Annotated in this window: 21 protein-coding genes; 10 read left to right on the top strand and 11 right to left on the bottom strand. The window is 73.8% G+C overall.

All coding sequences use genetic code 11. The annotated features are described in order from the left end of the window. Positions 1 to 7 precede the first annotated feature (7 nt). On the top strand, positions 8 to 514 hold the full coding sequence (locus ACR68M_RS06305; RefSeq protein WP_441249429.1) for a DUF4188 domain-containing protein: 507 nt from the start codon (positions 8 to 10) through the stop codon (positions 512 to 514). Between the two features lie 61 nt (positions 515 to 575). Here ACR68M_RS06305 and ACR68M_RS06310 read toward each other — a convergent pair whose 3' ends face one another. Both ACR68M_RS06310 and ACR68M_RS06315 read right to left on the bottom strand, forming a co-directional pair. Next, positions 576 to 1,328 carry an anti-sigma factor gene (locus ACR68M_RS06310; protein ID WP_441249430.1) on the bottom strand — a complete coding sequence of 251 codons (753 nt, stop codon included), beginning with the start codon at positions 1,326 to 1,328 and terminating at the stop codon, positions 576 to 578. Further along, positions 1,325 to 1,909, bottom strand: a complete 585-nt coding sequence (locus ACR68M_RS06315; RefSeq protein ID WP_441249431.1) for a sigma-70 family RNA polymerase sigma factor — start codon at positions 1,907 to 1,909, stop codon at positions 1,325 to 1,327. The genes ACR68M_RS06310 and ACR68M_RS06315 overlap by 4 nt, the downstream gene beginning before the upstream one ends. A gap of 147 nt (positions 1,910 to 2,056) precedes the next feature. Between ACR68M_RS06315 and ACR68M_RS06320 the strand changes: the two genes are divergently transcribed. Further along, positions 2,057 to 3,625: a molybdopterin-dependent oxidoreductase gene (locus ACR68M_RS06320; RefSeq protein WP_441249432.1), complete on the top strand. Its 1,569-nt coding sequence runs from the start codon at positions 2,057 to 2,059 to the stop codon at positions 3,623 to 3,625. A gap of 41 nt (positions 3,626 to 3,666) precedes the next feature. Further along, a complete protein-coding gene (locus ACR68M_RS06325) occupies positions 3,667 to 4,290 on the top strand; it encodes a fasciclin domain-containing protein (RefSeq protein ID WP_441249433.1) in 624 nt (207 codons plus the stop codon). A 61-nt stretch (positions 4,291 to 4,351) separates the two neighbouring features. Here the strand turns inward: ACR68M_RS06325 and ACR68M_RS06330 are convergent, their stop codons facing one another. After that, a complete protein-coding gene (locus ACR68M_RS06330; RefSeq protein WP_441249434.1) occupies positions 4,352 to 5,245 on the bottom strand; it encodes a flagellin N-terminal helical domain-containing protein in 894 nt (297 codons plus the stop codon). Between the two features lie 58 nt (positions 5,246 to 5,303). Further along, a complete protein-coding gene (locus ACR68M_RS06335) occupies positions 5,304 to 5,930 on the bottom strand; it encodes a YidB family protein (RefSeq protein WP_441249435.1) in 627 nt (208 codons plus the stop codon). 115 nt (positions 5,931 to 6,045) lie between these two features. Between ACR68M_RS06335 and ACR68M_RS06340 the strand changes: the two genes are divergently transcribed. Further along, entirely contained in the window at positions 6,046 to 6,834 is a 789-nt protein-coding gene (locus ACR68M_RS06340) for a nucleotidyltransferase domain-containing protein (RefSeq protein WP_441249436.1), read from the top strand. A gap of 4 nt (positions 6,835 to 6,838) precedes the next feature. Here the strand turns inward: ACR68M_RS06340 and ACR68M_RS06345 are convergent, their stop codons facing one another. The 5 genes from ACR68M_RS06345 to ACR68M_RS06365 form a co-directional block, all read right to left on the bottom strand. Further along, positions 6,839 to 8,098 (bottom strand): glycosyltransferase, encoded by a 1,260-nt coding sequence (locus ACR68M_RS06345; protein ID WP_441249437.1) that lies wholly within the window; start codon positions 8,096 to 8,098, stop codon positions 6,839 to 6,841. Continuing rightward, complete coding sequence (locus ACR68M_RS06350) at positions 8,098 to 9,048, bottom strand: NAD-dependent epimerase/dehydratase family protein (protein WP_441249438.1); 951 nt, start codon at positions 9,046 to 9,048, stop codon at positions 8,098 to 8,100. Before ACR68M_RS06350 ends, ACR68M_RS06345 begins: the two co-directional genes overlap by 1 nt. A 67-nt stretch (positions 9,049 to 9,115) precedes the next feature. Continuing rightward, the gene (locus ACR68M_RS06355; RefSeq protein ID WP_441249439.1) at positions 9,116 to 9,748 is read right to left on the bottom strand and encodes a sugar transferase; all 633 of its coding nucleotides are present in this window, start codon (positions 9,746 to 9,748) and stop codon (positions 9,116 to 9,118) included. Beyond that, positions 9,748 to 10,683, bottom strand: coding sequence for a glycosyltransferase family 2 protein (locus ACR68M_RS06360; RefSeq protein ID WP_441249440.1), 936 nt, complete (start codon positions 10,681 to 10,683; stop codon positions 9,748 to 9,750). Before ACR68M_RS06360 ends, ACR68M_RS06355 begins: the two co-directional genes overlap by 1 nt. A gap of 44 nt (positions 10,684 to 10,727) precedes the next feature. After that, entirely contained in the window at positions 10,728 to 11,801 is a 1,074-nt protein-coding gene (locus tag ACR68M_RS06365) for a glycosyltransferase (RefSeq protein WP_441249441.1), read from the bottom strand. 138 nt (positions 11,802 to 11,939) lie between these two features. Between ACR68M_RS06365 and ACR68M_RS06370 the strand changes: the two genes are divergently transcribed. The 3 genes from ACR68M_RS06370 to ACR68M_RS06380 all read left to right on the top strand — a co-directional run bounded on the left by ACR68M_RS06370 (position 11,940) and on the right by ACR68M_RS06380 (position 15,982). Further along, entirely contained in the window at positions 11,940 to 12,917 is a 978-nt protein-coding gene (locus tag ACR68M_RS06370; RefSeq protein ID WP_441249442.1) for a class I SAM-dependent methyltransferase, read from the top strand. A gap of 215 nt (positions 12,918 to 13,132) precedes the next feature. Continuing rightward, on the top strand, positions 13,133 to 14,554 hold the full coding sequence (locus ACR68M_RS06375) for a polysaccharide biosynthesis tyrosine autokinase (protein WP_441249443.1): 1,422 nt from the start codon (positions 13,133 to 13,135) through the stop codon (positions 14,552 to 14,554). A gap of 9 nt (positions 14,555 to 14,563) precedes the next feature. Beyond that, positions 14,564 to 15,982 (top strand): O-antigen ligase family protein, encoded by a 1,419-nt coding sequence (locus ACR68M_RS06380; RefSeq protein WP_441249444.1) that lies wholly within the window; start codon positions 14,564 to 14,566, stop codon positions 15,980 to 15,982. Here ACR68M_RS06380 and ACR68M_RS06385 read toward each other — a convergent pair. Next, on the bottom strand, positions 15,900 to 16,976 hold the full coding sequence (locus tag ACR68M_RS06385) for a hypothetical protein (RefSeq protein ID WP_441249445.1): 1,077 nt from the start codon (positions 16,974 to 16,976) through the stop codon (positions 15,900 to 15,902). The genes ACR68M_RS06380 and ACR68M_RS06385 overlap by 83 nt on opposite strands. Further along, positions 16,976 to 18,520: a lipopolysaccharide biosynthesis protein gene (locus tag ACR68M_RS06390; protein ID WP_441249446.1), complete on the bottom strand. Its 1,545-nt coding sequence runs from the start codon at positions 18,518 to 18,520 to the stop codon at positions 16,976 to 16,978. Before ACR68M_RS06390 ends, ACR68M_RS06385 begins: the two co-directional genes overlap by 1 nt. 157 nt (positions 18,521 to 18,677) lie before the next feature. Between ACR68M_RS06390 and ACR68M_RS06395 the strand changes: the two genes are divergently transcribed. From ACR68M_RS06395 to ACR68M_RS06405, 3 genes are read left to right on the top strand one after another with little or no spacing between them, the layout of a single operon-like run. After that, positions 18,678 to 19,889, top strand: coding sequence for a DegT/DnrJ/EryC1/StrS family aminotransferase (locus ACR68M_RS06395; protein ID WP_441249447.1), 1,212 nt, complete (start codon positions 18,678 to 18,680; stop codon positions 19,887 to 19,889). After that, positions 19,886 to 21,352, top strand: coding sequence for a polysaccharide biosynthesis protein (locus ACR68M_RS06400; RefSeq protein ID WP_441249448.1), 1,467 nt, complete (start codon positions 19,886 to 19,888; stop codon positions 21,350 to 21,352). Before ACR68M_RS06395 ends, ACR68M_RS06400 begins: the two co-directional genes overlap by 4 nt. Then, positions 21,352 to 22,389, top strand: coding sequence for an LCP family protein (locus ACR68M_RS06405; RefSeq protein ID WP_441249449.1), 1,038 nt, complete (start codon positions 21,352 to 21,354; stop codon positions 22,387 to 22,389). The genes ACR68M_RS06400 and ACR68M_RS06405 overlap by 1 nt, the downstream gene beginning before the upstream one ends. Positions 22,390 to 22,391 lie beyond the last annotated feature (2 nt).

The raw sequence follows: 22,391 nt of genomic DNA on the forward strand, positions 1-22,391 counted from the left end.
GGGCGCCATGTTCGCCAAGCCGATTCCCGGCCGTACCACCGCAGCCGCCGAGGGGGAGGTCACCGTCTTCCTGATCGGGATGCGGATCAACCACTTCTGGGCGCTGCACCACTGGTTCCCGGTCTTCGTCCAGATGCCCCGGATGCTGAAGGAGCTCTCCAAGCACCCGGACGGCGGACTGCTCGGGTACCACCTGCTCACCGGCTCACCGCGCACCTACTACGTGGTGCAGTACTGGGAGTCCAAGGAGAAGCTGCTGGCGTACGCCGCCGCCCCCGAACGCCTGCACCGCAAGGCCTGGTCCATGATCAACCTCATGGAGCCCAAGTCCGGTCGGCACGTGGGGCTCTGGCACGAGACCTACATCGTCCAGCCCGGCTCGTACGAGTCCATCTACTTCGACATGCCCGCGTACGGCCTGGCCGCCGCGCATGGCGTCCTCCCGATCGAGCGGCGCGGCGCCACCGCCCGCGACCGCTTCGCCCGGGGCAAGTCGGGCAGCAAGGCCGACTGAGCCGCCGGGTCAGCCGGCCCGGCGGGTCAGCGGTCAGCGGTCAGCGGTCAGCGGTCAGCGGTCAGCCGAAGGAGAGCAGCATCACCGGCTGTCCGCTCGGGTGGGCCGACCCGCCCGCCGGCTCGACCGTCACGCCGACACCGGCCGCGCCGTTGATGCCGCCCGCGAGTATCAGGGAGCCGTCGGCGCCGGGCAGGAGCCCGGCCGGCCGCATGGTGCCGGAGTCGTTGAACCAGAGCTGGTACGTCGTCCCCGCGCGCAGCGCGGGCATCCCGGAGGCCAGGAAGGCGGCCTGGTCCCGGCTCTGCGACCAGACGACGGTGCCCTGGCCGGGGCCGTCCTTGGCGCTCACCGTCCGGGCGTCGGGCGCGGTGAGCAGCTCGCCGAAGCGGGCCCGGTCCTGCTGGAGCTGAGCGGCCTGGGTCCTGGCCTGCTGGGCCTGGTCGTGCTGCTGAACGGCGATGCCGCCGAGCAGGGCCGCCAACGCGACGGAGGCGGCGAGGGCGAGCCGGGACCACCCGGGCAGCAGCCTGCGCCGGGTGCGGCCGGTGCCTGATGCCGTGCCCGGCAAGCCCTGCGGCGCGAGCTGGCGGATCTCCCCGATCCCGGCCAGCACCCTGGCCCGCAGCTCCGGCGGCACCGGCGCGGTCTCGGCGGCGCCGAGCCGGGCCAGGGTGGCGGAGAACTCCCACACCTCCTGGGCGCAGGCCTCGCACTGCGCGAGGTGCCGCTCGAAGCCCTCCCGCTCGAGTTCGTCCAGCGCGTGCGCGGCGTAGGCGCCGGTCAGCGTGTGGAGATCGGCAGTGTTGGTCATGCCCCCACCCCCAGGCAGTCGCGCAGGCGGATCAGTCCGTCCCGCATTCTCGTCTTCACCGTGCCCAGCGGGGTGCCGAGCATGTCCGCCACCTCGCGGTAGGAGTAGCCCCGGTAGTACGCCATGGTCACCGACTCGCGTTGCAGCTCGGTCAGCATCTTCAGGCAGCGCCGCACCTGTTCGCGCTCCAGCCGGCCCTCGACCTGTTCGGCGGTCTCGTCGAAGACCGGGGTGTGCTCGCGCGCGGCGGCCTTCCGGTCGCGGTCGGCGGCCGCCTGGGCGGAGCGGACCCGGTCGACGGCCCGGCGGTGCGCCATCGTCAGCACCCAGGACATCACCTCGCCGCGCTCGGGCCGGTAACGCCCGGCGGTCCGCCAGAGCTCCAGCATCACCTCCTGCGTCACCTCCTCCGACTGTGCCGGATCGCGCAGCACCCGCCGCACCAGCCCGAAGACCGGCCCGGCCACCACGTCGTAGAGCCGGCCGAACGCGTCCTGGTCGCCGAAGGCCACCTTGGCCACCAGCTCCTTGAGATCCGGCCCCCGCCATCGAGGGCCGGACACATGTACGGCGGTGCTCACACCGCCACCTCCTCCGGGCAGATCTGTCAACACCTGCCATTCGAAGCCGCCAGGCCTGCGGATTGGTGGCCACCCGCCCGAATCACTCACCTGGATGAGTCGGCGATCGCCACCCATCCGGCCCAACTGCGGCCACGAACGCCAGATGTGACCAACGACAGCACACCAGAGCCCGCCCCGGCTCCCCGCCGCCGCCGCGACGGGGTGCTGCGGGCGGTCGGTGCTGCGGCGACCGGGCTGGCAGCCGCCGCAGCCGCAGTCGGGGCCGGCGAGCTGACGGCCGCCTTCACCGGGCCCGACAGCGCGCCGGTGATCGCGGTCGGCTCGGCGGCGATCGACCTGACGCCGACTCCGCTGAAGGAGTACGCCGTCCGCACCTTCGGCACCCACGACAAGCTCGTGCTGCTCTCGGGGATCTACCTGACCATGGCCGCGCTCGCGGCGGTGGCCGGGCTGATCGCGGCCCGGCGGCCCGCGCTGGGCGCGGCGGTGTTCGCGGCCTTCGGCGGGGTGGGCGGCTGGGCGGCCGTCTCCCGCTCGGCGGGCGTGCTGCCCGCCGTGGTGGCCGGGGCCGTCGGCGCAGCCGTGATGTTCTGGCTCGGTCGGCAGCTGCACCGCACTCCCCCGCCGCCGGAGCCCGCCGGCCCCGGTCGGCGCACGGTGCTGATCGCCACCGGCGGCACCCTGGCCGTCGCGGCGCTGGCCGGATACGGCGGGCGGCGGCTCTCCGACAGCCGCAACGACGTGGCCGGTGCCCGCGCCGCCGTCCGGCTGCCCGCACCCGCCGTCCCGGCGAAGCCCGTCCCGCTCGGCACCCACCCGGCCGTGCCCGGTCTCTCGCCCTTCCGCACCCCGAACGCCGACTTCTACCGCGTCGACACCGCGCTGACACTGCCCCGGATCGACCCGCGGCGCTGGACACTGCGGGTGCACGGACTGGTCGACCACCCGCTGCTGATGAGCTTCGACGAGCTGCTGCGCCGCCCGCTGGAGGAGCTCGACCACACCCTGAGCTGCGTCTCCAACGAGGTCGGCGGCCCGTACGTGTCGACCACCCGGTGGCTGGGCGCCTCGCTGCCCGCGCTGCTCCGGCAGGCGGGTGTGCGGGCGGGCGCCGACCAGCTGGTCGGGCGGTCGAAGGACGGGATGACGATCGGCACCCCGCTGGCCTCGGTGCTCGACGGGCGCCCGGCGCTGCTGGCCGTCGGCATGGACGGCGAGGCGCTGCCGATCGCCCACGGCTTCCCCTGCCGCACCGTCGTCCCCGGCTTCTACGGCTACACCTCGGCCACCAAGTGGCTGGTCGACCTGGAGGTCACCACCTTCGCGGCGTACGACCCGTACTGGGTCCGGCGCGGGTGGGACCGAACGGGCACGGTCCGGACGGCCTCCCGGATCGAGGTGCCCGCGCCCTTCGCCCACGTCCCCGCCGGGGCGGTGACGGTCGCCGGTACGGCCTGGGCCACCCGGCGCGGGATCGCCGCGGTGGAGGTCCGCGCCGACGGTGGGCCGTGGGCCGAGGCGGCACTCGCCGCCGACGCGGGGCCCGACGTCTGGCGGCAGTGGACGTACGAGTGGCCGAACGCCCGCCCCGGCACCCACCGGATCGAGGTCCGTGCGACGGACGCCACCGGCGCCGTCCAGACCGAGGCCCGCAAACCACCCTTCCCCTCCGGCTCCACGGGCTGGCACAGCACCGTGGTGACCGTCATCTGACCCGCTCGGCCCACCGCACACCTCTCTCAAGGAGTACCGCCATGACCACCACCCGCACCAAGACGCTGGCCACCCTCTGCGCGGCCGCCGGTCTCGCCGTCAGCCTCAGCGCCTGCTCCAGCAGCGGGAGTTCGACCTCGAACGCCGCCAACTCCGCTGCCCCGTCGACCTCCTCCGCCTCGACCGCGAGCGACCAGCCCTTCGGAGCGGCCTGCGCGGCGGTGCCGAAGGACGGCGCGGGCAGCTTCTCCGGGATGGCGCAGGACCCCGTCGCCACCGCCGCGTCGAACAACCCGCTGCTCTCCACCCTGGTCACCGCCGTGAAGCAGGCCGGTCTGGTCGACACCCTCAACTCGGCCCAGAACATCACCGTCTTCGCCCCGACCAACGACGCCTTCAACAAGCTCCCCAAGGACACCCTCGCCTCGGTGCTCGCCGACAAGGCGATGCTCACCAAGATCCTGACCTACCACGTCAGCCCCACCAGGCTCGCCCCGACCGCACTGGCCGGCACCCACAAGACCCTCCAGGGCTCCGACCTCAACGTCACCGGCTCCGGTGCGGACTTCACCGTCAACGGCAACGCCAAGGTCCTCTGCGGCAACGTCCAGACCGCCAACGCCACGGTCTACATCATCGACACGGTGCTGATGCCGGCCTCGTGACCGGGAGCCGGAGTCGTCCAGCGGCACGCCCCGGTGTCCGGACCGGGGCGCTCCGCTGCCGCTAGCCGAGCTGCTGGAGCAGCGGCAGGATGTTCTTCGGCTGGGCGTTGACCTGGGCGAGCACGGAGATACCGGCCTGCTGGAGGATGCTGGCCTGGGTGTAGTTCGCGGTCTCCAGGGCGTAGTCGGTGGCCTCGATGCGCTCGCGTGCTGCGCTCAGGTTCACCACGCCGGTGTCCTGCGTCCTGATGTTGGACTCGAACCTGTTCTGCACCGCGCCGAGAATCGACCGGAGGCCGCTGACCTCGGTCAGTGCCGAGTCGATCCGGGACAGCGGGTCGAGCAGGTACTCGGGGTCGTCCGTGGCGTCGGTGACGGCGACGGTCTGCACAGTTCCGTCGTCACCGGTGCAGGTGGCCCGGGTCGGGTCGTCGGAGGAGGTGAAGACGAGGGTCTTGCTGACGTCGTATCCTTCCAGGCCCAGGGTGTTGACGTTCAGCATCTTCATCGCGACGGCGATGATGTCGCCGTCGTTCGCGCCGGTCTGGAAGTTCATGCTGGTGTTCTTCGCGAGCACCTTGATCCCGTTGAACTGGGTCTGCTGCGAGATCGTGTCGATGGCCTCGAGGCGCTGAGCGACCTCCTGCTGGATCGCGGCACGATCGGCCACCGCATAGATCCCGTTGGCTGCCTGCACGGTGAGCATCCGGATGCGCTGCAGGTTGTTGGTGACCTCCTTGAGCGCGCCTTCGGTGGTCTGGGCGAGGGAGACGGCCTCGTTGCTGTTCCGCGACGCGATCCGGTCGGAGACGGCCGGCCCGGCGTCGTCGTCCTTGGACGAGACGATGCGCTTGCCCGAGGCAAGGCGCTCGGCTGCGACGCCCATGGTCGAGCCGGTGATGTTCAGGTAGTTCTGCGTGGTGAGCGACATGATGTTCGTGTTGAGCGTCAGCATCTTGCTGTCCCCCAGGAGGAGTTGGTCTGCGGTCCGTGCGGTGTGGCGCCGGAGGCTGTCAGGCGGGGGTTCCCTCGACGATGATCACGTCCTCCTGGGTCAGCATGAGGAGCAGGAGGTCCAGGTCGACCACGCCGTCGGGGGAGACCGCGTCGATGAAGGCCGGCATGGTGGTCGCCAACTGCCGGGTGACCTCGGCGACGTCCTCGCCACGTGCCTCGGCCACCTCGGCGAGCGTCTCGTCACCGAAGGCCTGCCGCACCTGCTCCTCGGTGATCGGCTGGTTGGCGCCCTCACCCAGCCAGGAGGAGCCCTCGGGCAGGACTGCCGCCAACTGCTCGGTCAGTACCGCGAGCTGCTCGGCGGCCACCAGCTCGGCCGGGGTCAGGGCCGCGATCCGCCCCGGGCCCCGGAATGCCTCGATCGCCTCGGCGGGCATCGCGTCGACCAGGGCCGGGATCTCCACCGCCAGGCTCGCGGCCGCCTCCGCCTCGCTCACACCGGCCTGCTCGGCCAGGGTGGCCAGCGTCTCGGCGGGGAGGAGCGCGGTGACCTCCTCGGTGGTGAGCGGCTCGTTGGACCCGCCACCGACCCAGGAGTCGAACTTGCCCGCCGTCTCCGGCGCCTGTGCCAACGCCGCCAGCAGCGTGCCCAACGCCGGTGCGGCCTGCGTACTCTCGCCCATGGTTCCCCCTCGTAAGATGATCTTCACTAGTGCGCAGGCGATACTACGCAAAGTACGCAGCGCGTCACCAGTAGTGTTTTTCGGCCAGCAGGTGGCGGGAAAGGCAGTGGGGGACATGACAATCAAAGGCCTGGACGACGAGGGCTTCATCGCCCGGGAGGGCTCGCTGAGCCGGGTGTCGCAGGAGTTCGCCCCCGTGGTGGACGCGGCCCGGCTGCGGACGGCCGAGGTCTTCGGCGTGCCGCGCCTGCACAGCGCCTACCTGTACGGGAGCATCCCGCGCGGCACCGCCCGGCCCGGCAGCTCCGACCTGGATCTGCTGCTCGTGCTGCACCGCCCGCCGACCCTGGCCGACCGGGCCGACGCCGACGCCCTGGCGGCGCAACTCGACCGGGCCTTCCCGCAGATCGACGGCGTCGGGATCCTGCTCTTCGACGCCGACACGGTGCTCAGCGAGCTCGAACGCCACGATCTGGGCTGGTTCGTGGCCTGCCTCTGCACCCCACTGCTCGGCGCGGACCTCGCCGAGCAGCTCCCCCACTACCGGCCCAGTTCGCTGCTCGCCCGCGAGACCAACGGCGATCTGCACCTCGCGCTCCCGCGCTGGCGCGAGCAGTTGGCCACCGCCGACCTCACCCGCCTGAACCGCGCGGTGGGCCGCCGGATCGTCCGGACGGGGCTGACGCTGGTGATGCCGCGCTGGGGCGGCTGGACGAGCGACCTCGCCGAATCCGCCGAGGTGTTCGGCCGCTACTACCCGGAGCGGGCCGGGCAGATGCGGCAGGCCGCGGCGGCGGCCCGGACGCCCCACCCGGACGCCCTGCGGATGATGGTCGAGGATCTCGGGCCGTGGCTGGCGGCCGAGTACACCGCCGTCCATGGCGAGAAGGCACCCCGGCCGTGAGCCATCAACCAACGTGTGAACGAGTGCCGTTGACGGACAGTGCCCGGATCTCCACCCGGGCGGCCGGGGTCGGCAGGCCGAGCAGACGGCGGTAGCAGCGGTCGACGGCCGCGCACATCGCCTCCGGCGTGAAGCCCTCCCGCACCAGCTCCTGGCCCTGCCGGGCCATCGCCGCCGCCTCGGCCGGGTGGTCGAGCAGCCAACCGACGCACCGGGCCAGGGCTTCGGGGTCGGAGACCGGCGCGAGCAGGCCGGTGGCGCCGGGGCGGACGAGGTCGGGGATGCCGTTGACGCAGGTGGCGACCGTCGGGCGGGCGGCGGCGAGTGCCTCGGTGAGGGCGCGGCCGAGCCCCTCGTAGAGCGAGGAGATGACGAAGACGTCGAGCCCGGCGACCAGCCCGGCGGCATCCGCCCGGTAGCCCGTCAGGTGCAGTCGGACGCCCAACTCGTCCGCGAGCGTGCGGACTTCGCTCTCCAGCGGCCCACCGCCGACCATGACGAACTCGACGGTGGGGTGGCCCACCCGCACCCGGGCAGCCATCCGGACGAAGTCCGAGGGTGCCTTCTGCCGGTCGAGCCGGCCGACGGTGCCGATCAGCGGGGAACCCTCCGGGATACCCAACTCCCGCCGCAGGGCTGGGTCGTAGCCCATCGGGATGCCGTCCAGCTCGACTGCCGAGGGCACCACCTCCACCCTGCCCGGCGGCGCGAGCCGCTGCTCGACGACCTCCCGGGCGAGCTGCGGTGCCACGGCGAGGAAGGCGTGGGTGCAGCGGCGCGGCAGCCGCTCCAGGCGCCGGTACGCGAAGCGGCGCAGCGGCGGCATCCGGTCGTGGAAGCTGAGCCCATGGAAGGTGTGCACGACGACGGGCGTGCGGCAGAGCCAGGCGGCGATCCGGCCGAGGAAGCCGCCCTTCGCGGAGTGCGTGTGCACGACCGTGAACCGCTCCCGCCGGATCAGCCGAACCAGCCGGACCAGCACCAACACATCCACAGGGGTCAGCACTTCACGGAAGCCCCGGATCTCGACCGTCCGCACCCCGGCGGCGCGGGCCCGCTCCCAGAGGCCGCCGCCCGGCACCCCGGCGATCCACACCTCGTACGTCTCCGGGTCGGTGCCGACAGCTGTCAGCAGGGTGTTGCCGCCGGCTCCGGCCCAGAAGCGGGTGATCACGTGCAGCACCTTGACCCGGGGCGGGCCGGGCTGGGGCGGGAGCAGGGCGGCGGATACCACGGTGCGGGGTGCGGTGGGCCAGTGCGCCATCACGCCACCCTCGAAAGGGCGAGCAGCTCGCGCTCGGCGCGGACCATCGCGGCCAGGCCCTCCCGGACGCGGGTGACGGGCCGGTAGCCGAAGGCGGCGCGGGCGAGGGCGGTGTCGGCGGCGGTGTGGCGCACGTCGCCGTGCTGGTCGGGCAGCCGGTCGATCAGCACCGGCTCGGCCAGGGCGCCGACGATGTCGATGACCTGGTTCATCGTCACCTGCTCGCCGCCGCCGATGTTGGCAACGCCGCACCAACTGCTGAGCGCCGCCTGCCGCATGGCGGTGACGACGTCCCGCACGTAGGTGAAGTCGCGGCTCTGTTCACCGTCGCCGTGCAGGGGGAAGGGCGTGCCGGCGAGCGCGGCCGGGACGAGCCGGGCGAAGGCCATGTCCGGCCGCTGGCGCGGGCCGTAGACGCTGAACAGGCGCAGCGAGACGGTCGGCACGGCGAAGCAGGTGCGGTAGAGCTCGCACAGGTGCTCGGCCGCCAACTTGGTGACGCCGTACGGGGACACCGGCCGGGGGCGCAGGCTCTCGGTGGTGGGGTAGGTCTCCGCGTCGCCGTAGACGGAGGAGCTGGACGCGTACACCAGCTTGCGCAGGCCGGGCTCGCCCCGGGCGGTCTCCAGCAGGTGCTGGGTGGCCCGGACGTTGCGGTCGACGTAGTCGGCGAACTGCGCGCCCCAGGAGGCGCGGACGCCCGGCTGACCGGCGAGGTGGTAGACCACGTCGGCCCCGGCCAGGCCGCCCGCCGGGAGGGCGAGCAGATCACCGCGCTGGAATCTGAACCCCGGTCGGCCCACGAGGAGTTCGAGATTGCGCTCCTTGCGGATCGGGTCGTAGTAGTCGGTCATCGCATCGATGCCGACCACCTCGTCACCGCTCGCGAGCAGGTGCTCGCACAGGTGCGATCCGATGAATCCGGCTGCCCCGGTCACGATTGTCCGCACCAGGACCACCTCCTCCGATTGACGACGGCTGATACACGACTGACAGGCAACTGACCGGCCGGAGCGCTCAGCGGCTCAGGGCCGAGCCCACCGAGGCGGCGACCCGCCCGGCGGTGCGCAGCACCAGCCCGAGCACCCGGTGCAGGCTCGGCGCGGCGAGGAACTGCGCGTCCAGGGCGACCCGGCGCGGCACCAGCACGTCGAGGTAGTACGTCTCCGGGTCACCCGCCGACTCGGCCGGTGGGGCGGCGAGTTCGGTGGCACGCAGCTGGACGGGGCCGGTGAGGCCGGGCCGGTGGGCGAAGACCCAGCGGCAGTCGGCGGGGTAGCGGCAGGCCAGGCCGGGGGTCTCGGGGCGCGGGCCGACCAGCGTCATGTCGCCGCGTACGAGGTTGATGAGCTGTGGGAGTTCGTCCAGGCTGGTGTCGCGCAGGGTGTGCCCGATCCGGGTGACCCGGGGGTCCGTCGCGGTGGTCACCTCGGGCCCGGCGGCGCCGGTGCGCATCGAGCGGAACTTGTAGAGGGTGAACTCCTCTCCCCCTGCGCCGACCCGGAGTTGGCGGAAGAGCGCGGGCCCCGGGCTGGTGATGCGGACGAGCAGCGCCAGCCCGGCGAGCAGCGGCAGCAGCAGCGCCAGCGCGGGGAGGCCGAGCGCGAGGTCGAGCGCCCGCCGGGCCGGTCCGATCGGGACGGCGTCCATCACCGGCTCCGGAGGGCGTCGATCGTACCGGCGCGGGCCGGGTGCAGCAGCCAACGCAGGTACGCGCCGTACCCGGCGACGGTCTCCCGGGCCTCGGTGGGGCTGCGGCGCAGGGCGGCCCGCGCCAGCCGGGCGGCGGGTTCGGCGGTGAGGCTCAGCGCGGTGAGCAGCCGCGCCTGCCAGGGCGGCCAGTGGCGGGCGGCGTAGAGGCGGCGGCTGCGCAGCCAGTAGAAGAGCCGTCGGCTGCGGATCTGGTCGGAGCTGGCGTTGCCGATGTGCCGGATGCGGGCTTCGGCGACGAAGTACGAGAGCCAGCCGAGCCGGCGGGCCCGGAGCGCGAAGTCGACCTCCTCCAGGTAGAGGAAGTAGCGCTCGTCGAAGCCGCCCAACTCCCGGAAGAGCTGCGGCCGGACGAGGTAGAACGCGCCGATCACCTGGTCGACCCGGCGGGAGCTCCGCAGCTCGGTGGGCCGGAGGTGGTGCGGTGGGAAGAACGTGGGTAGGGCGCGGTCGAGACCGGCCGTCCGGCCGAGGTAGCCGGCGAGGGTGGGGAAGCGGGAGCAGGAGATGCCGGGTGCGCCGTCCGCGTCGAGGACACGGGCCCCGCAGATGCCGACCCCGTCGGCGGCCGGGCCGCGCAGGAAGTCGCCGACGGCGCGCAGGGTGTCGGGGTAGAGCTCGGTGTCGGGGTTGAGGAAGAGCAGGTAGTCGGCGGTGCTCCGGGCGGCGCCCTGGTTGCAGGCGGCCGCGAAGCCCCGGTTGCGGCGGTTGCGCAGGGTGGTGAGCGGGAGGCTGGTGGGGGTGTCGGCGGAGTCGTCGTGCGAGGCGTTGTCGACGACGACGACCCGGTGGACGTCGAGGACGGACCGGTCGGTGCGTTCGATCGAGCGCAGGCAGGTGCGCAGCAGCTCCCCGGTGTTCCAGTTGACGATCACGATGTCGACTGTGGAAGCGGGGCCCACCAGCGGAGCGGGGCCGTTCATGACGCGGCCTCAAGTTCCAGGGCGGCTCGCCAGGCGGGCAGCCAGGCCCGGTAGGAGTAGTGCCGGTCGGTGATGTCGCGGGCGCGGGCGCCGAGGGCGGCGCGGACGGTGGCGGGGCCGTCGAGCAGGCCGAGCAGGGCGTCCGCCCACTCGTCGGTGCCCCGGGGGCCGGGCAGGCCGAAGTGCGCCAGCAGGTCGGCGTTCACCCCGACGGGGCTGGCGACGGCCGGGAGGGCGGCGGCGCCGTACTGCAGCAGCTTGTACCCGCACTTGCCCCGGTTGTAGAGGGTGTCGGGGACGGGCATCAGGCCGAGGTCGAGCTCCGCGAGGGTGTGCCGCTGGACGCTCTCGGACCAGGCGACCCGGTCGATCAGGGCCTCCAGCGGGCCGAGTGTGCGGCGGGTGGTGCCGATCAGGGTGAGCCGGGCGCCGGTGCGGCGGTGAAGTTCCGCCAGCGCGTCCGCGATCATCAGCAGGTACGGCTCGTTGCCGGGCGAGCCGATCCAGCCGAGCCGAGGCGGGTCGTGCAGCGCGTACCCGCTCTTGCGCCGGTAGCTCTGCGGCGCGACGCAGCTCGGGATCAGCCGCACGTCGTGGTGGCGGGCCGAGGCCCAGTCGGCGAGCACGGGCGACCCGGCGACGACCCGGTCGGCGCAGGCGACGGCGAGCACCGCCTTCGCCGCCTTGGGCGCGACCCGCCGGGCGAGGCCGCCGTCGCCCTGGTCCCACTGGAGGGCGTCGTCGAAGTCGTAGACCGCGAACTCCGAACGGGTGATCAGCCGCCGTTCCAGGCCACCCCGGCTGAGTGGGGAGGCCTCCCGGTGGAGCAGCAGGCGGTACGGCCGGTCGGCGGCGAGCGCCCGCAGCCGCAGCTCGGCCCGTGCCACGGCGACCGGGCGGCGGGCCAGTTGCGCGGGGGCGGCGTCCCGGCGGGAGAGGTAGCTGCTGAGCTGGAAGTCGTCACCGGCCAGCTCCGGCGCACGGTCCAGCCACTCGAACACCCGCACGCGTGCACTGCCCGCACCCCGCCCGTACGGGGTGACCACGCAGGTGCGAATACGGCTCTCCATCTCCGGCTCCGAAGTCTGTACGACACTCAGATCTATACGAGACTCAGATCTGTATGGGACTCAGCAAACCGGAGCCGCGTGCGCTGCGGCTCCCGCAATCGGACGAGAAAGCCTGCGTCCGGGGCAGGGAGGAGCCGCATGCCGCTGCTGGAGCCGGAGGCCGTCGCCGAACTGCTGGTCTGCCCGCGCTGCCGCTCGCCGCTGGTGCGCGGGCCCAGCAGCGGGCCCAGCAGCGGGCCCAGCAGCGGGCCCAGCAGCGGGCCCAGCAGCGGCCTGCGGTGCGGTGCGCCGGGGTGCGCGCTGGAGTTCCCGTCGGCCGGGGGCCTGCCGGTGCTGGTGGACTTCGAGCAGAGCGTGCTGCGGCGCTCCGAGCTGGGGCGGGCGGCCCTCGCTCCGGCGCTCGGCGATCGGCTGCCGCGGGTGCTCCGACGGCTCTGGAAGCCGGTCAACCGGGTCGCGGAGCGGAACATCGCCCGGCTGACCACCCTGCTGCCGGGTGCCGGGCCGGTGGTGCTGGTGGTCGGCGGCGCCACCGTGGGCAACGGGGTGGGCGCGCTGTACACCGCGCCCGGCCTCGGGGTGATCGCCTTCGACCTCGCGGTGAGCCCGCTCACCCAGTTCGTCGCCGACGCGCACCGCATCCCGCTGGCCGACGGCTCGGTCGACGCGGTCGTGGTGCAGGCGGTGCTGGAGCACGTGCTCGCGCCGGAGGAGGTGGTCGCCGAGATCCACCGGGTGCTGCGGTGCGACGGGCTGGTGTACGCCGAGACGCCCTTCCTCCAGCAGGTCCACGCCGGGCCGTACGACTTCACCCGCTTCACCCCCAGCGGGCACCGCCGGCTCTTCCGCCGCTTCACCCAGCTGGACGCCGGCACCGTGACGGGCCCCGGCACCCAACTGCTCTGGAGCCTCGACCACCTCGCCCGGGGCCTGTGCCGCTCGGCCCTCGCCGGGCGGGCCGTCCGCGCCCTGCTGTCCTGGCTGCGCTGGCTCGACGCCCTCGTCCCGCCCCCGTACGCGGCGGACAGCGCGGGCGCCTGCTACTTCCTCGGCCGCCGCAGCGACAGCGCCCTGAACCCTGCAGAGATCATCGCGTACTACCCCGGCGCGCAGTAAGCCTCACGCAGCCGGCCAGCCCGCCGGGGGCGCGGGGAACTGCGCGAAATCGGGAGTGACGGTCCGGTTCCTTCCGATTTCGCGCAGTTCCCCGCGCCCCTGGGTCCGCAGATGGCTCTCCCCCGAATGACGTAGCGGAAGTCCCGCCGACACCGCATCCGCCCGCCCCGGTGTGCTCCGTAGCGTGGAGGGGCCTGGCCAAGGAGGGCTGCCTGATGGAGCTACGTGACTACGCCCGGGTGCTGCGTGAGCGGTGGCGCCTGGTGGGGGTCTGCCTGCTGGCGGGCCTGCTGGCGGCGGTGGCGGCGATCGCGCTGACCACCAGGACGTACAACGCGCACGCCCAGCTCTTCGTCGCGACCAGCGACGTGAGCAGTGCCAACGCCTACCAGGGCGGCCTGTTCTCGCAGGAGCGGGTGAAGTCGTACACCCAGATCGTCAACAGCCCGCCGGTGGTCGACCGGGTGGTCACCGCGCTCGGCCTGCACACTTCGCCCGAGCGCCTCGCGAAGCAGATCAGCGCGACGGCGCCGCTCGACACGGTGCTGATCGACATCAAGGTGACGGACGCCTCCCCCACCCGGGCGCAGGCGATCGCCAACGCGACGGCCGAGCAGTTCACCCAGTTCGTGGCCCAGATCGAGCAGTCCTCCCCGAACGGCTCCGCGCTGGTGAAGGTCAGCGTGGTCGGCCCGTCCGCCGCGCCGACCTCCCCCGCCAGCCCGCAGCCCGTGCTGTACCTAGGCATCGGGGTGCTGGCGGGGCTGGGCGTCGGGGTGAGCGGCGCACTGTTGCGCAGCGCGCTGGACACCCGCATGAAGAGCCGCGAGGACGTCCGGACCGGGCTCGGCCTGACGACCGTCGGCAGCGTCCCGGCCGACCCGGCGCTGCGCCGGGTCCGGCAGCTGCCGGAGGCGGAGGGGTCGCAGCGGGCCGAGGCGCTGAGCCAGCTGTGCACCAACATCCGCTATCTGGGCGGTGACCACCGCCCCCGCTCGGTCGTGGTGACGAGTGCGCTGCCCGACGAGGGCCGGACGGCGACCGCCGTCGACCTGGCGGTGAGCCTGGCCCGGACGGGCCGCCGGGTGGTGCTGGTCGAGGGTGACCTGCGCCGGCCGAGGCTGGCGGAGTACCTGGGCCTGCCCGGGGCCGTCGGGCTCGGCCAGCTGCTGGCCGGGCGGGCGGGGCTGTCGGCCGCGCTGCAGGACTGGGGCGGCGGGCTGCTGCGGGTGGTGACGGCGGGCGAACCGGCGGGCGAACCGGCCCAGTTGCTGGCCTCCCCGGCGCTCGGCGGGCTGCTCCGCAGGCTGGAGGAGCAGGCCGATCTGGTGGTGCTGGACAGTCCGCCGCTGCTGCCGTTCGCCGACGGCGCGGTGCTGGCCGCCGAGGCGGGCGACGCCCTGCTGGTGGTCCGCAGCGGCCGCACGAAGCGGGCCCCGGCCCGCCGGGCGCTGGACAGCCTGGCGGCCGTCGACGCACACGTCCTCGGTGTCGTGCTGACCATGACGCCCACCCGGGCCGGCCCCTCGCAGCGGACCAGCCCCCGGGCGCAGTCCGCCACCCCCTGGCACGAGCCGCCGCACACCTCCGTCCTGGTGAACGGCAGCCCGCAGCCCGCCCCCGAGCGCCGGACCTGAGCCCTCCTCATGTCTCCCCAGGTGCTCGCCCTGCTGCTCGGCATCACGGCCCTGCTGGCCCTGGTGCCGGCCGGGCTGGGCCTGGGCCGGGCGGTCGGGCACGGCGACTGGGACCTGACGTCGAGTCTCGTCCTGCTGGCCGGTCTCGCCGCCAGCCTGCCGACCGCCCTCGCCTCGCTCGCGGCCCAGCAGACCCCCGCCACGGACGCCTTCGGCACCGTGCAGGTGGGCCTCTCCGCCACCGCCTACCGGCTCGACCAGGCCGCGAACGCCACGCTGCTGGCCGCCTGCCTGGTGTTCTTCGTGGTCCGGTGCTGCTCGGGGCGGGCCAAGGTCAACGTCGCGCCGCTCATCGCCGCCGCGATCTGCCTGGTCACCGCCGTCTCCGACGGCCTGAACGGGCACCAGATCTTCGCCAGCCGCCAGGTCGTGCTGCTGGCCGTCCTGCTGGCGGCCGCCGTCGCCCGGCCGGGCCGCCCGGCCTTCCTCGGAGCGGCCGCCTGCGGCCTGCTGCTGACGGTGCTCGGCGGCCTGCGGGCGCTGCTCCGGGCCCAGGACGTCTTCCGCGACTGCCGGTCGGACAAGTGCGGCGTGCTCGGCGTGCTGTACACGGGGGTGTTCCCGAACGAGAACACCTTCGGCCTGGCCCTGGCGCTCTCCGTCCCGTTCGTCTGGCTGGGGCTGCGCGGGCGCGTCCGGGTGGTGCTGGCCTGCTACGTCGCGGCCGTGGTGGTGGCGACCGGCAGCAGGCAGGCGATCGTGACGGCCGCCGTCGCGCTGCTGCTCCTGCTGGTCCTGCGCCCGCACCTGCCGGAGGACGGCCCCCGGCGCCTCCGCCCGGCCCGCGCCCTGGGCGCGGCGGGCGCGGCGGCGGCCGTCGGGCTGATGCTGCCGTTCCTGCCCTTCGCCCCGGAGTCGTTCTCCCAGCGCGCGCAGTTCTGGGCCGTGGCGCGTGAACAGCTGCCCGGCTCACCGCTGTTCGGCTTCGGCGCGAAGGCCTGGGGCGATCTGTACCACGTCGGCCAGATCCCCGTCGCGCTGACGTACTCACCGCACAACCAGTGGATCGACGTGCTGTACGCGGGCGGGCTGACCGGCCTGGTGCTCTTCCTCGCCCTGCTGGCCTACCTGCTGCTGCGCGGCGGGCGCCAGGGCCTCGCCCTGGCCTCCTGCCTGCTGACCCCGGTGCTGGTCGCCGCCTGCCTGGAGCGGCCGTGGTCCTTCGGCATCAGCGACTGGCTGACGTTCACCCTGGTCGCCACCGCCCTGCTGCCGGTGACGGCGAAGGTCCGGCTGCCCTCCCCGGTGCCCCCCGCTCGGCCCTCCGGCGCGCACGCCACCGCCGTCAGTCTCCGAGCAACCACTCCAACGGGCGCAGCGTCTCGTCCCAGGCCAGCCGCTGTGCCTCGGCGTACGCCTCGTCGCTGAGCCGCTGCCACTCGGCCGCCCGGCCGAGCCCGGCGACGACCTCGGTGAAGGTCTCCTCCTCGTACGCCACCGAGCCGCGCAGGCCGCCCAGCCCACGCCGCCAGGCGGGGACGAGGACGGGCAGGCCGTGCGCGAGGTACTCCAGGTGCTTGGCCGAGAAGCCCTCGCGGCGCAGCTCGTCGCGGGTGCAGGTGATCAGGCCGAGCTGGTACTCGGCGAGGATGCCGGGGGCCGCGTAGCCACGGTGGTTCAGGCCGAGGGCCGGGTCGGGCGGCGGGCCGCCGTAGACGTCGACGGGGTAGCGGCGGCTGAGCCGGGCGAGCAGCGGCAGGTCGATGAAACGGGAGCCGAGCGAGCCGAGGTAGGCGATCCGTGGCGGGTCGGCGAAGACGGCCCGCCGGTCGGCGGGCGTGCAGCCGAAGTTGAGGGTCAGCAGGTTGCGGCCGCTGATGCCGTAGTGCAGCTTCGCGTAGCGGGCGTAGGACTCCCAGTGGAAGGCGAGGTGGTCGACGGTCTCGAAGAGCCGCGCCTCGTTGCGGCGCATGGCGCGGTGCTGGCGCGGGGTGAGCCTGCCCTCGTGGAACAGCTCGTCGGCCCAGGGGGTCGGGCAGTCGTAGAGGGACTTCGGGGCGTCGACCAACACCCAGGCGTCGTAGGGCTCTTCGCAGATGACGAGGTCGAAACCGGCGAGCGGCAGGGTGGCTCGCAGGATGCCCCGGCGCAGCCGCTGGTCGGCGCGGAGGGCCGGGTGGGAGAGGTGGCGCCGGGTGAGCTCGTGGCGGCGGACGAGCCGGGCGGCGCCCTCGACCGCGAACAGCGCGGCCTGCCGGGCGCTGCGGCCGGGGAGGCGGCGGCTCGTCGTCGACCGGCTGAGCAGGGAGGTGTCGACCACCTGCACCTCGTGGCCGCGCTCACGGAGGAAGCGCTCCACCTCGACGGGCTTCAACTGATTTGCATAGCCGTCCAGTTGGCAGAGCAGCAGGACTCTCGCCATCACGCGCCTCCCAGCTTCTCGGCCGCCACCGGGGCCGGCTCCTCGACCGCCGCCCCGGCCCCCGGCTCACTGCCCGACTCACTGCCCGGCGCACCGACCGCCACGGCGGCGAGCAGCGCGAGCCCGGCCAGCGCGGGGAGCCCGGTCAGCAGCAGCGCGGCCGTGCCGTGCCAGCCGGAGCGGGCGACCGGCAGCTCGCCGGCCGCCGTCACGAGCACCGCGAGCCCGGTCGCGTACGCCCAGCGGCGCGGGGCCCGCTGCTCGTGCAGGCCTGCCAGCCGGCGGCAGAGCACCACGAAGTACCAGGACCCGGCGATCAGGCCGATCGCGGTGGCGGCGACCACACCGACCACCCCGAACAGCAGCGCGAGCGGCACGGTGAGCACGGTGTTGACCACGGTCGCGTACCAGGAGTAGCGGGTCTCCAGCCCGGGGCGGCCGACCGCCCGGACGAAGCAGGTGCGGATGCCCGTGAGGGCGACGTGCAGGCTGTAGCCCGCGAGCAGCGTCGCCGCGACGGCCCCGCCGAGCGCGAAGCCGGGGCCGAGCCAGACCGGCACCGCGAAGAGCACCGCGACGGTCGTCACCGCGCCGTAGCCGAGCACGGCGGGCAGCCACCGGGCCTGGAGCGAGTGGAACAGCCCGACGGCGCCGGGCAGGCCCTGCTGCTCGTACCGGGTGGTCAGCCGCGTGAGCAGGGGCGGGAAGGCGTACAGCGGGAGACTGCGCAGCGCGGCGGCCGCCTGGTACCCGGCGGCGTAGACGCCCACGTACCGGACGGGCAGCACGGCGGCGATCACGAAGGCGTCGATCTCGCCGTTGAGGAAGACGGTGAACCCGGAGAGCTGCATCCGCAGGGCGTAGCCGCCGAACTCCCGGCGTTCCGCCTTCGGCGGCAGCAGCGGGCGGTGCAGCGTGAAGTGCCGGGCACCGAGCGCCAGCCCGCCGACCAGCAGGACGGCGAACCGCAGCGCGGTGGCGGCGGCCAGCGCGGGGAGCGTGCCGGACGGGCCGACCAGCAGCAGCACCGCCGCCGCGTACACCGCGCACGAGGTGAGGGTGACACCCGCCAGGCCCCGGAACCGCGCATTCGCCTGGAGCAGCGCCGTCGCGGAGTTGCTGAGCAGCGCGAGGGTGACGAGCGGGCCCAGCAGGCGCAGCACCTCGGCGGCCTCGCGGTGCAGCGGCGCGGGGATGTGCGAACCACTGGCGGCGGGCAGGAGCAGCAGACAGACGCCCGTGACGAGCACCCCGACGGTGAGCAGCACTAGCAGCGCGCCGACCAGCAGGCGGCCCGTCCCCGCCCGGTCCCGGCGGGCCCGGTGGACGGAGAAGAACCGGGCCAGCGAGGCGCTGACGCCGCCGTCCAGCGTCGTGAAGCTCCACAGGAAGACCAGGATCAGCGACCAGACGCCGAAGCGGTCCACGCCCAGCCGGGTGACGAGGTACGGCATCAGCGCGACGTTCACCACCAGCGGCGCGGCCTGCGCGATCGCGCTCCAGCCGACGCCGTCGAACAGACCGGGGCGTACGTGACGGCTCACCTTGCGGTACCTCCCCCGGCACCGTAACCCGCCCCGTCGCGGGCAGCCGGGCCCGACCAACAGATGGCGTACGAGAAGTCGTCCTGCCATCGGATCCTCGGCCCGCCCGCGCTGCCTAGGTTGCGAGTACCACCACCACACGTAAGGAGTCGCGCCGATGAGCACCTCGACCTCACCCCGGGGCATCACCACCGTGCGACTGCCGCCCGCTGACGACCTGTCCGTCCCGTTCGCCCGTACGGAGATCTGCGCCGAGGCGCGGGAAGCCGCACGGGTGGTGCTGGAGTCGGGCTGGGTCACCACGGGCCCGCAGGCACAGGCCTTCGAGGACGAGTTCGCCGAGTACGTCGGCGCCCGGCACGCGGTGGCCGTGAGCTCCTGCACGGCCGCGCTGGAGCTGGTGCTGCGGGGGATGCGGCTGCCGCCGGGCGGGGTGGTGCTGGTACCGGACCTGACGTTCTGCGGCGCCGCCCAGGCGGTGCTGCACGCGGGTCTGCGCCCGCTGCTGGTCGATGTCGAACCGGCGACGGGCATGCCCTCGGCGGCGACGGTCTCCCGGGCCGTGCGGGCGTTCGGGAGGCCGGAGGCGATGATGGCGATGCACTACGGCGGCGCCCCGGCGCCCCTGCGCGAACTCGGCGAGGCCGCCGGGCTGCCGCCGTACCGGGTGGTCGAGGACGCCGCGCACGCGCTCGGCACCCACCTCGGCGCCCGCCCGGTGGGGGCACTGACCCGGGCCGCCTGCTTCAGCTTCTACGCCACCAAGAACCTGCCGATCGGCGAGGGCGGCATGATCACCACCGACGACGACGACCTCGCCGGGCACTGCCGCCGGGCCCGGCTGCACGGCATGTCCACCGACGCCTGGCGGCGGCACCTGCCGGGCGGCTCCTGGCAGTACTCCGTCGAGGAGGCCGGGCTGAAGGCCAACATGACCGACCTCCAGGCCGCGATCGGCCGCGCCCAGCTGCGCCACCTGCCCGGCTGGCAGCAGCGCCGCGCCCACCTCGCCGCCCGCTACACCGCCCGGCTCCGCGAAGTCCCCGGCCTGGTGCTGCCCGAGCCGCCCACCGACGGCCTGCACGCCTGGCACCTGTACGTCGTCCGGGTCCGGCCCGGCTACCCGCTGCGCCGCAACCGGCTGGTGCTGCGCCTCGCCGAGCTCGGCATCGGCAGCTCGGTGCACTTCATCCCGCTGCACCGGCTCGGCTACCTGCGGCGCACCGCGCTGCGCCCGCCGGAGGGCCTGCCCGGCGCGGACGCGCTCTTCCCCGAGCTGCTCTCGCTGCCCCTGCACCCCGGCCTCACCGAGGCCCAGGTCGACCGGGTCTGCGCGGCGCTCGCCGACCTCGGGAAGGCCCCGTCATGACCACCGCACCGCCAGGACTCCGCACCTTGATCGTCGGCGCCGGCGAGGCGGGCTGGGCACTGGCCAGGGATCTGCTCCGGGTGCCCGAGTACGGCCTCGAACCGGTCGGCTTCGTCGACGACGACCCCGGAAAGCAGGGCAACGAGAGCCTCCCCCGGCTCGGCACGCTGGCCGACACCGGCGCGGTGGCGCGGGCCCACGGGGTGGAGGTCGTCGTGGTGGCCGTCCCCGGCCTGCCGCCGGAGCGCTTCCACGAGGTGACGGCGGCCGGGAACGACGCCGGGTGCACCGTGCGGTACCTGCCGTCCTTCGTCGCCGCACTGCGCCGCGACGTGGTCGGCGGCGACCTGCGCAGCCTGGACGTCAACCGGCTGATCGGCCGCCAGGAGGTGCACGTGGTCAGCGCCGGGGCCCGCCGGGTGATCGCCGGGCGCCGGGTGCTGGTGACGGGCGCCGGCGGCTCGATCGGCAGCGAGCTGTGCCGCCAGGTCTACGGCTTCGGGCCGAGCCGCCTCTACCTGCTCGACCACGACGAATCCAACCTGCACCGCCTCCAACTGGAGCTCTACGGCTCCTCGTTGCACGACGACGACGTGGTCGTCGCGGACATCCGCGACCGCGCCCGGCTGCTCCAGGTCTTCCGCGACCTGCGCCCCGAGGTGGTCTTCCACGCCGCCGCGCACAAGCACCTGCCGATGCTCGAACACCACCCCTGCGAGGGCGTGAAGTCGAACGTGCTCGGCACCGAGCACCTGGTGCGCACGGCCGCCCGGACGGGCGTCGAACGCTTCGTCCTGATCTCCACCGACAAGGCGGCCGACCCGGTCTCCGTCCTCGGCGCGACCAAACGGCTGGCGGAGCTGATCGTCCAGAACGCGCCCGCCTCGCCCTGCGTCTTCACCGCCGTCCGCTTCGGCAACGTGCTCGGCAGCCGGGGCTCGCTGCTCGACGTGCTCGCCGAACAGCTGCGCTCGGGGCAGCCCGTGACCGTCACCCACCCGGATATGACCCGGTTCTTCATGACCATCGAGGAGGCCGCCGGGCTGGTGCTGGAGGCCTCCCGGCTGGCGACCGGCGGGGAGGTGTTCGTGCTCGACATGGGCGAGCCCGTCCGCATCCTCGACCTGGTGCGCACCTACGCCGAACAGGTGAACGCGCCCGACCTGCAGATCCGCTTCACCGGCCTGCGGCCCGGCGAGAAGCTCAACGAGACGCTCTTCGCCGCCCACGAGCGCCGCCGCCCCACCGCGCACCCCCGCATCCACGCGACCGCCTCCCCCGACCGCCCCGACCTCGCCACCGAACTGCCCGGCCTGTACGCGGCGGCCGCCCGCAACGACGCCCCCGAGGTACGCCGCCGGCTGGCCCGTCTGCTGCCCGGCTTCCCCGCGCCCCGGCCGGCCCCGCTGCCCCGCCCGCTGGCCGCGATCGCCGCCTCCGCCCCCTACCCGGACGACTTCTGATGAACCGCCACCGCAGGCGCCGCCGCATCCTGATCTCCGCCCTCGCCGTGCTGCTCGGGCTGGTCCTGCTCGGCGTCGGCGGCCTCTGGTGGGGCACCAACCACTACGCCGGCCAGGTGCAGCGCATCTCCGGCGCCCTCCCGACCACCCCCTCGTCCTCCCGCCCGGTCAAGCCCCCCGAGGCGGGCAAGTCGCTGAACTTCGTCCTGGTCGGCCTCGACGCCCGGTCCGACCTCCCGACCACCGGCGACGCCGCCAAGGGCCCGCTATGGGCGTACGGCGCGCAGCGCAGCGACACCATCATGGTGCTGCACCTGAGCTCCGACCGTAAGCAGGCGTACGTCGTCTCCATCCCCCGGGACACCTGGGTGGCCATCCCCGGCCACGGCTCGGCCAAGATCAACGCGGCCTTCTCCTGGGGCGGCCCGCCGCTGCTGATCGAGACCGTCGAGCAGTACACCGGCATCCACATCGACCACTTCGCCGCCATCGACTGGAGCGGCTTCAAATCGCTCACCGACGCGGTCGGCGGCGTCACCCTCACCATCCCGGACGCGAGCTACGACTCCGAGCAGCAGCGGCACTGGACCCCGGGCACCTACACCATGGACGGTGCCACCGCGCTCGCCTACGTCCGCCAGCGCTACGGCCTCCCGGGCGGCGACCTCGACCGCATCGCCCGGCAGCAGAACTTCCTGCGCGCCCTGATGACCAAGGCCGCCGGCCAGGTCTCGCTGACCGACCCGTTCGCCCTCAGCCGCCTGCTGGACGCCACGGCCCACGCCGTCAGCGTCGACGACCAGCTCTCCAACAGCGAGCTGCGCGACCTCGCGCTGAGCCTGCGCGGTCTCGGCACCGGCTCGGTGACCTTCGTCCGGCCGCCGCTCGGCCAGTTCGTGACCATCGACGGGCAGAGCGCGCTGACGCTCGACCCGAACCGCGCCCCCGCCCTGTGGAAGGCCATCGGCACCGACCGGCTCGCCGCCTGGGTCTCCCAGTACGGCAACCGGGACGTCCTGCCGACGAGCGTGCCCTAGCC

The sequence above is a fragment of the Kitasatospora sp. McL0602 genome, from assembly GCF_052076145.1.
Lineage (GTDB): Bacteria > Actinomycetota > Actinomycetes > Streptomycetales > Streptomycetaceae > Kitasatospora.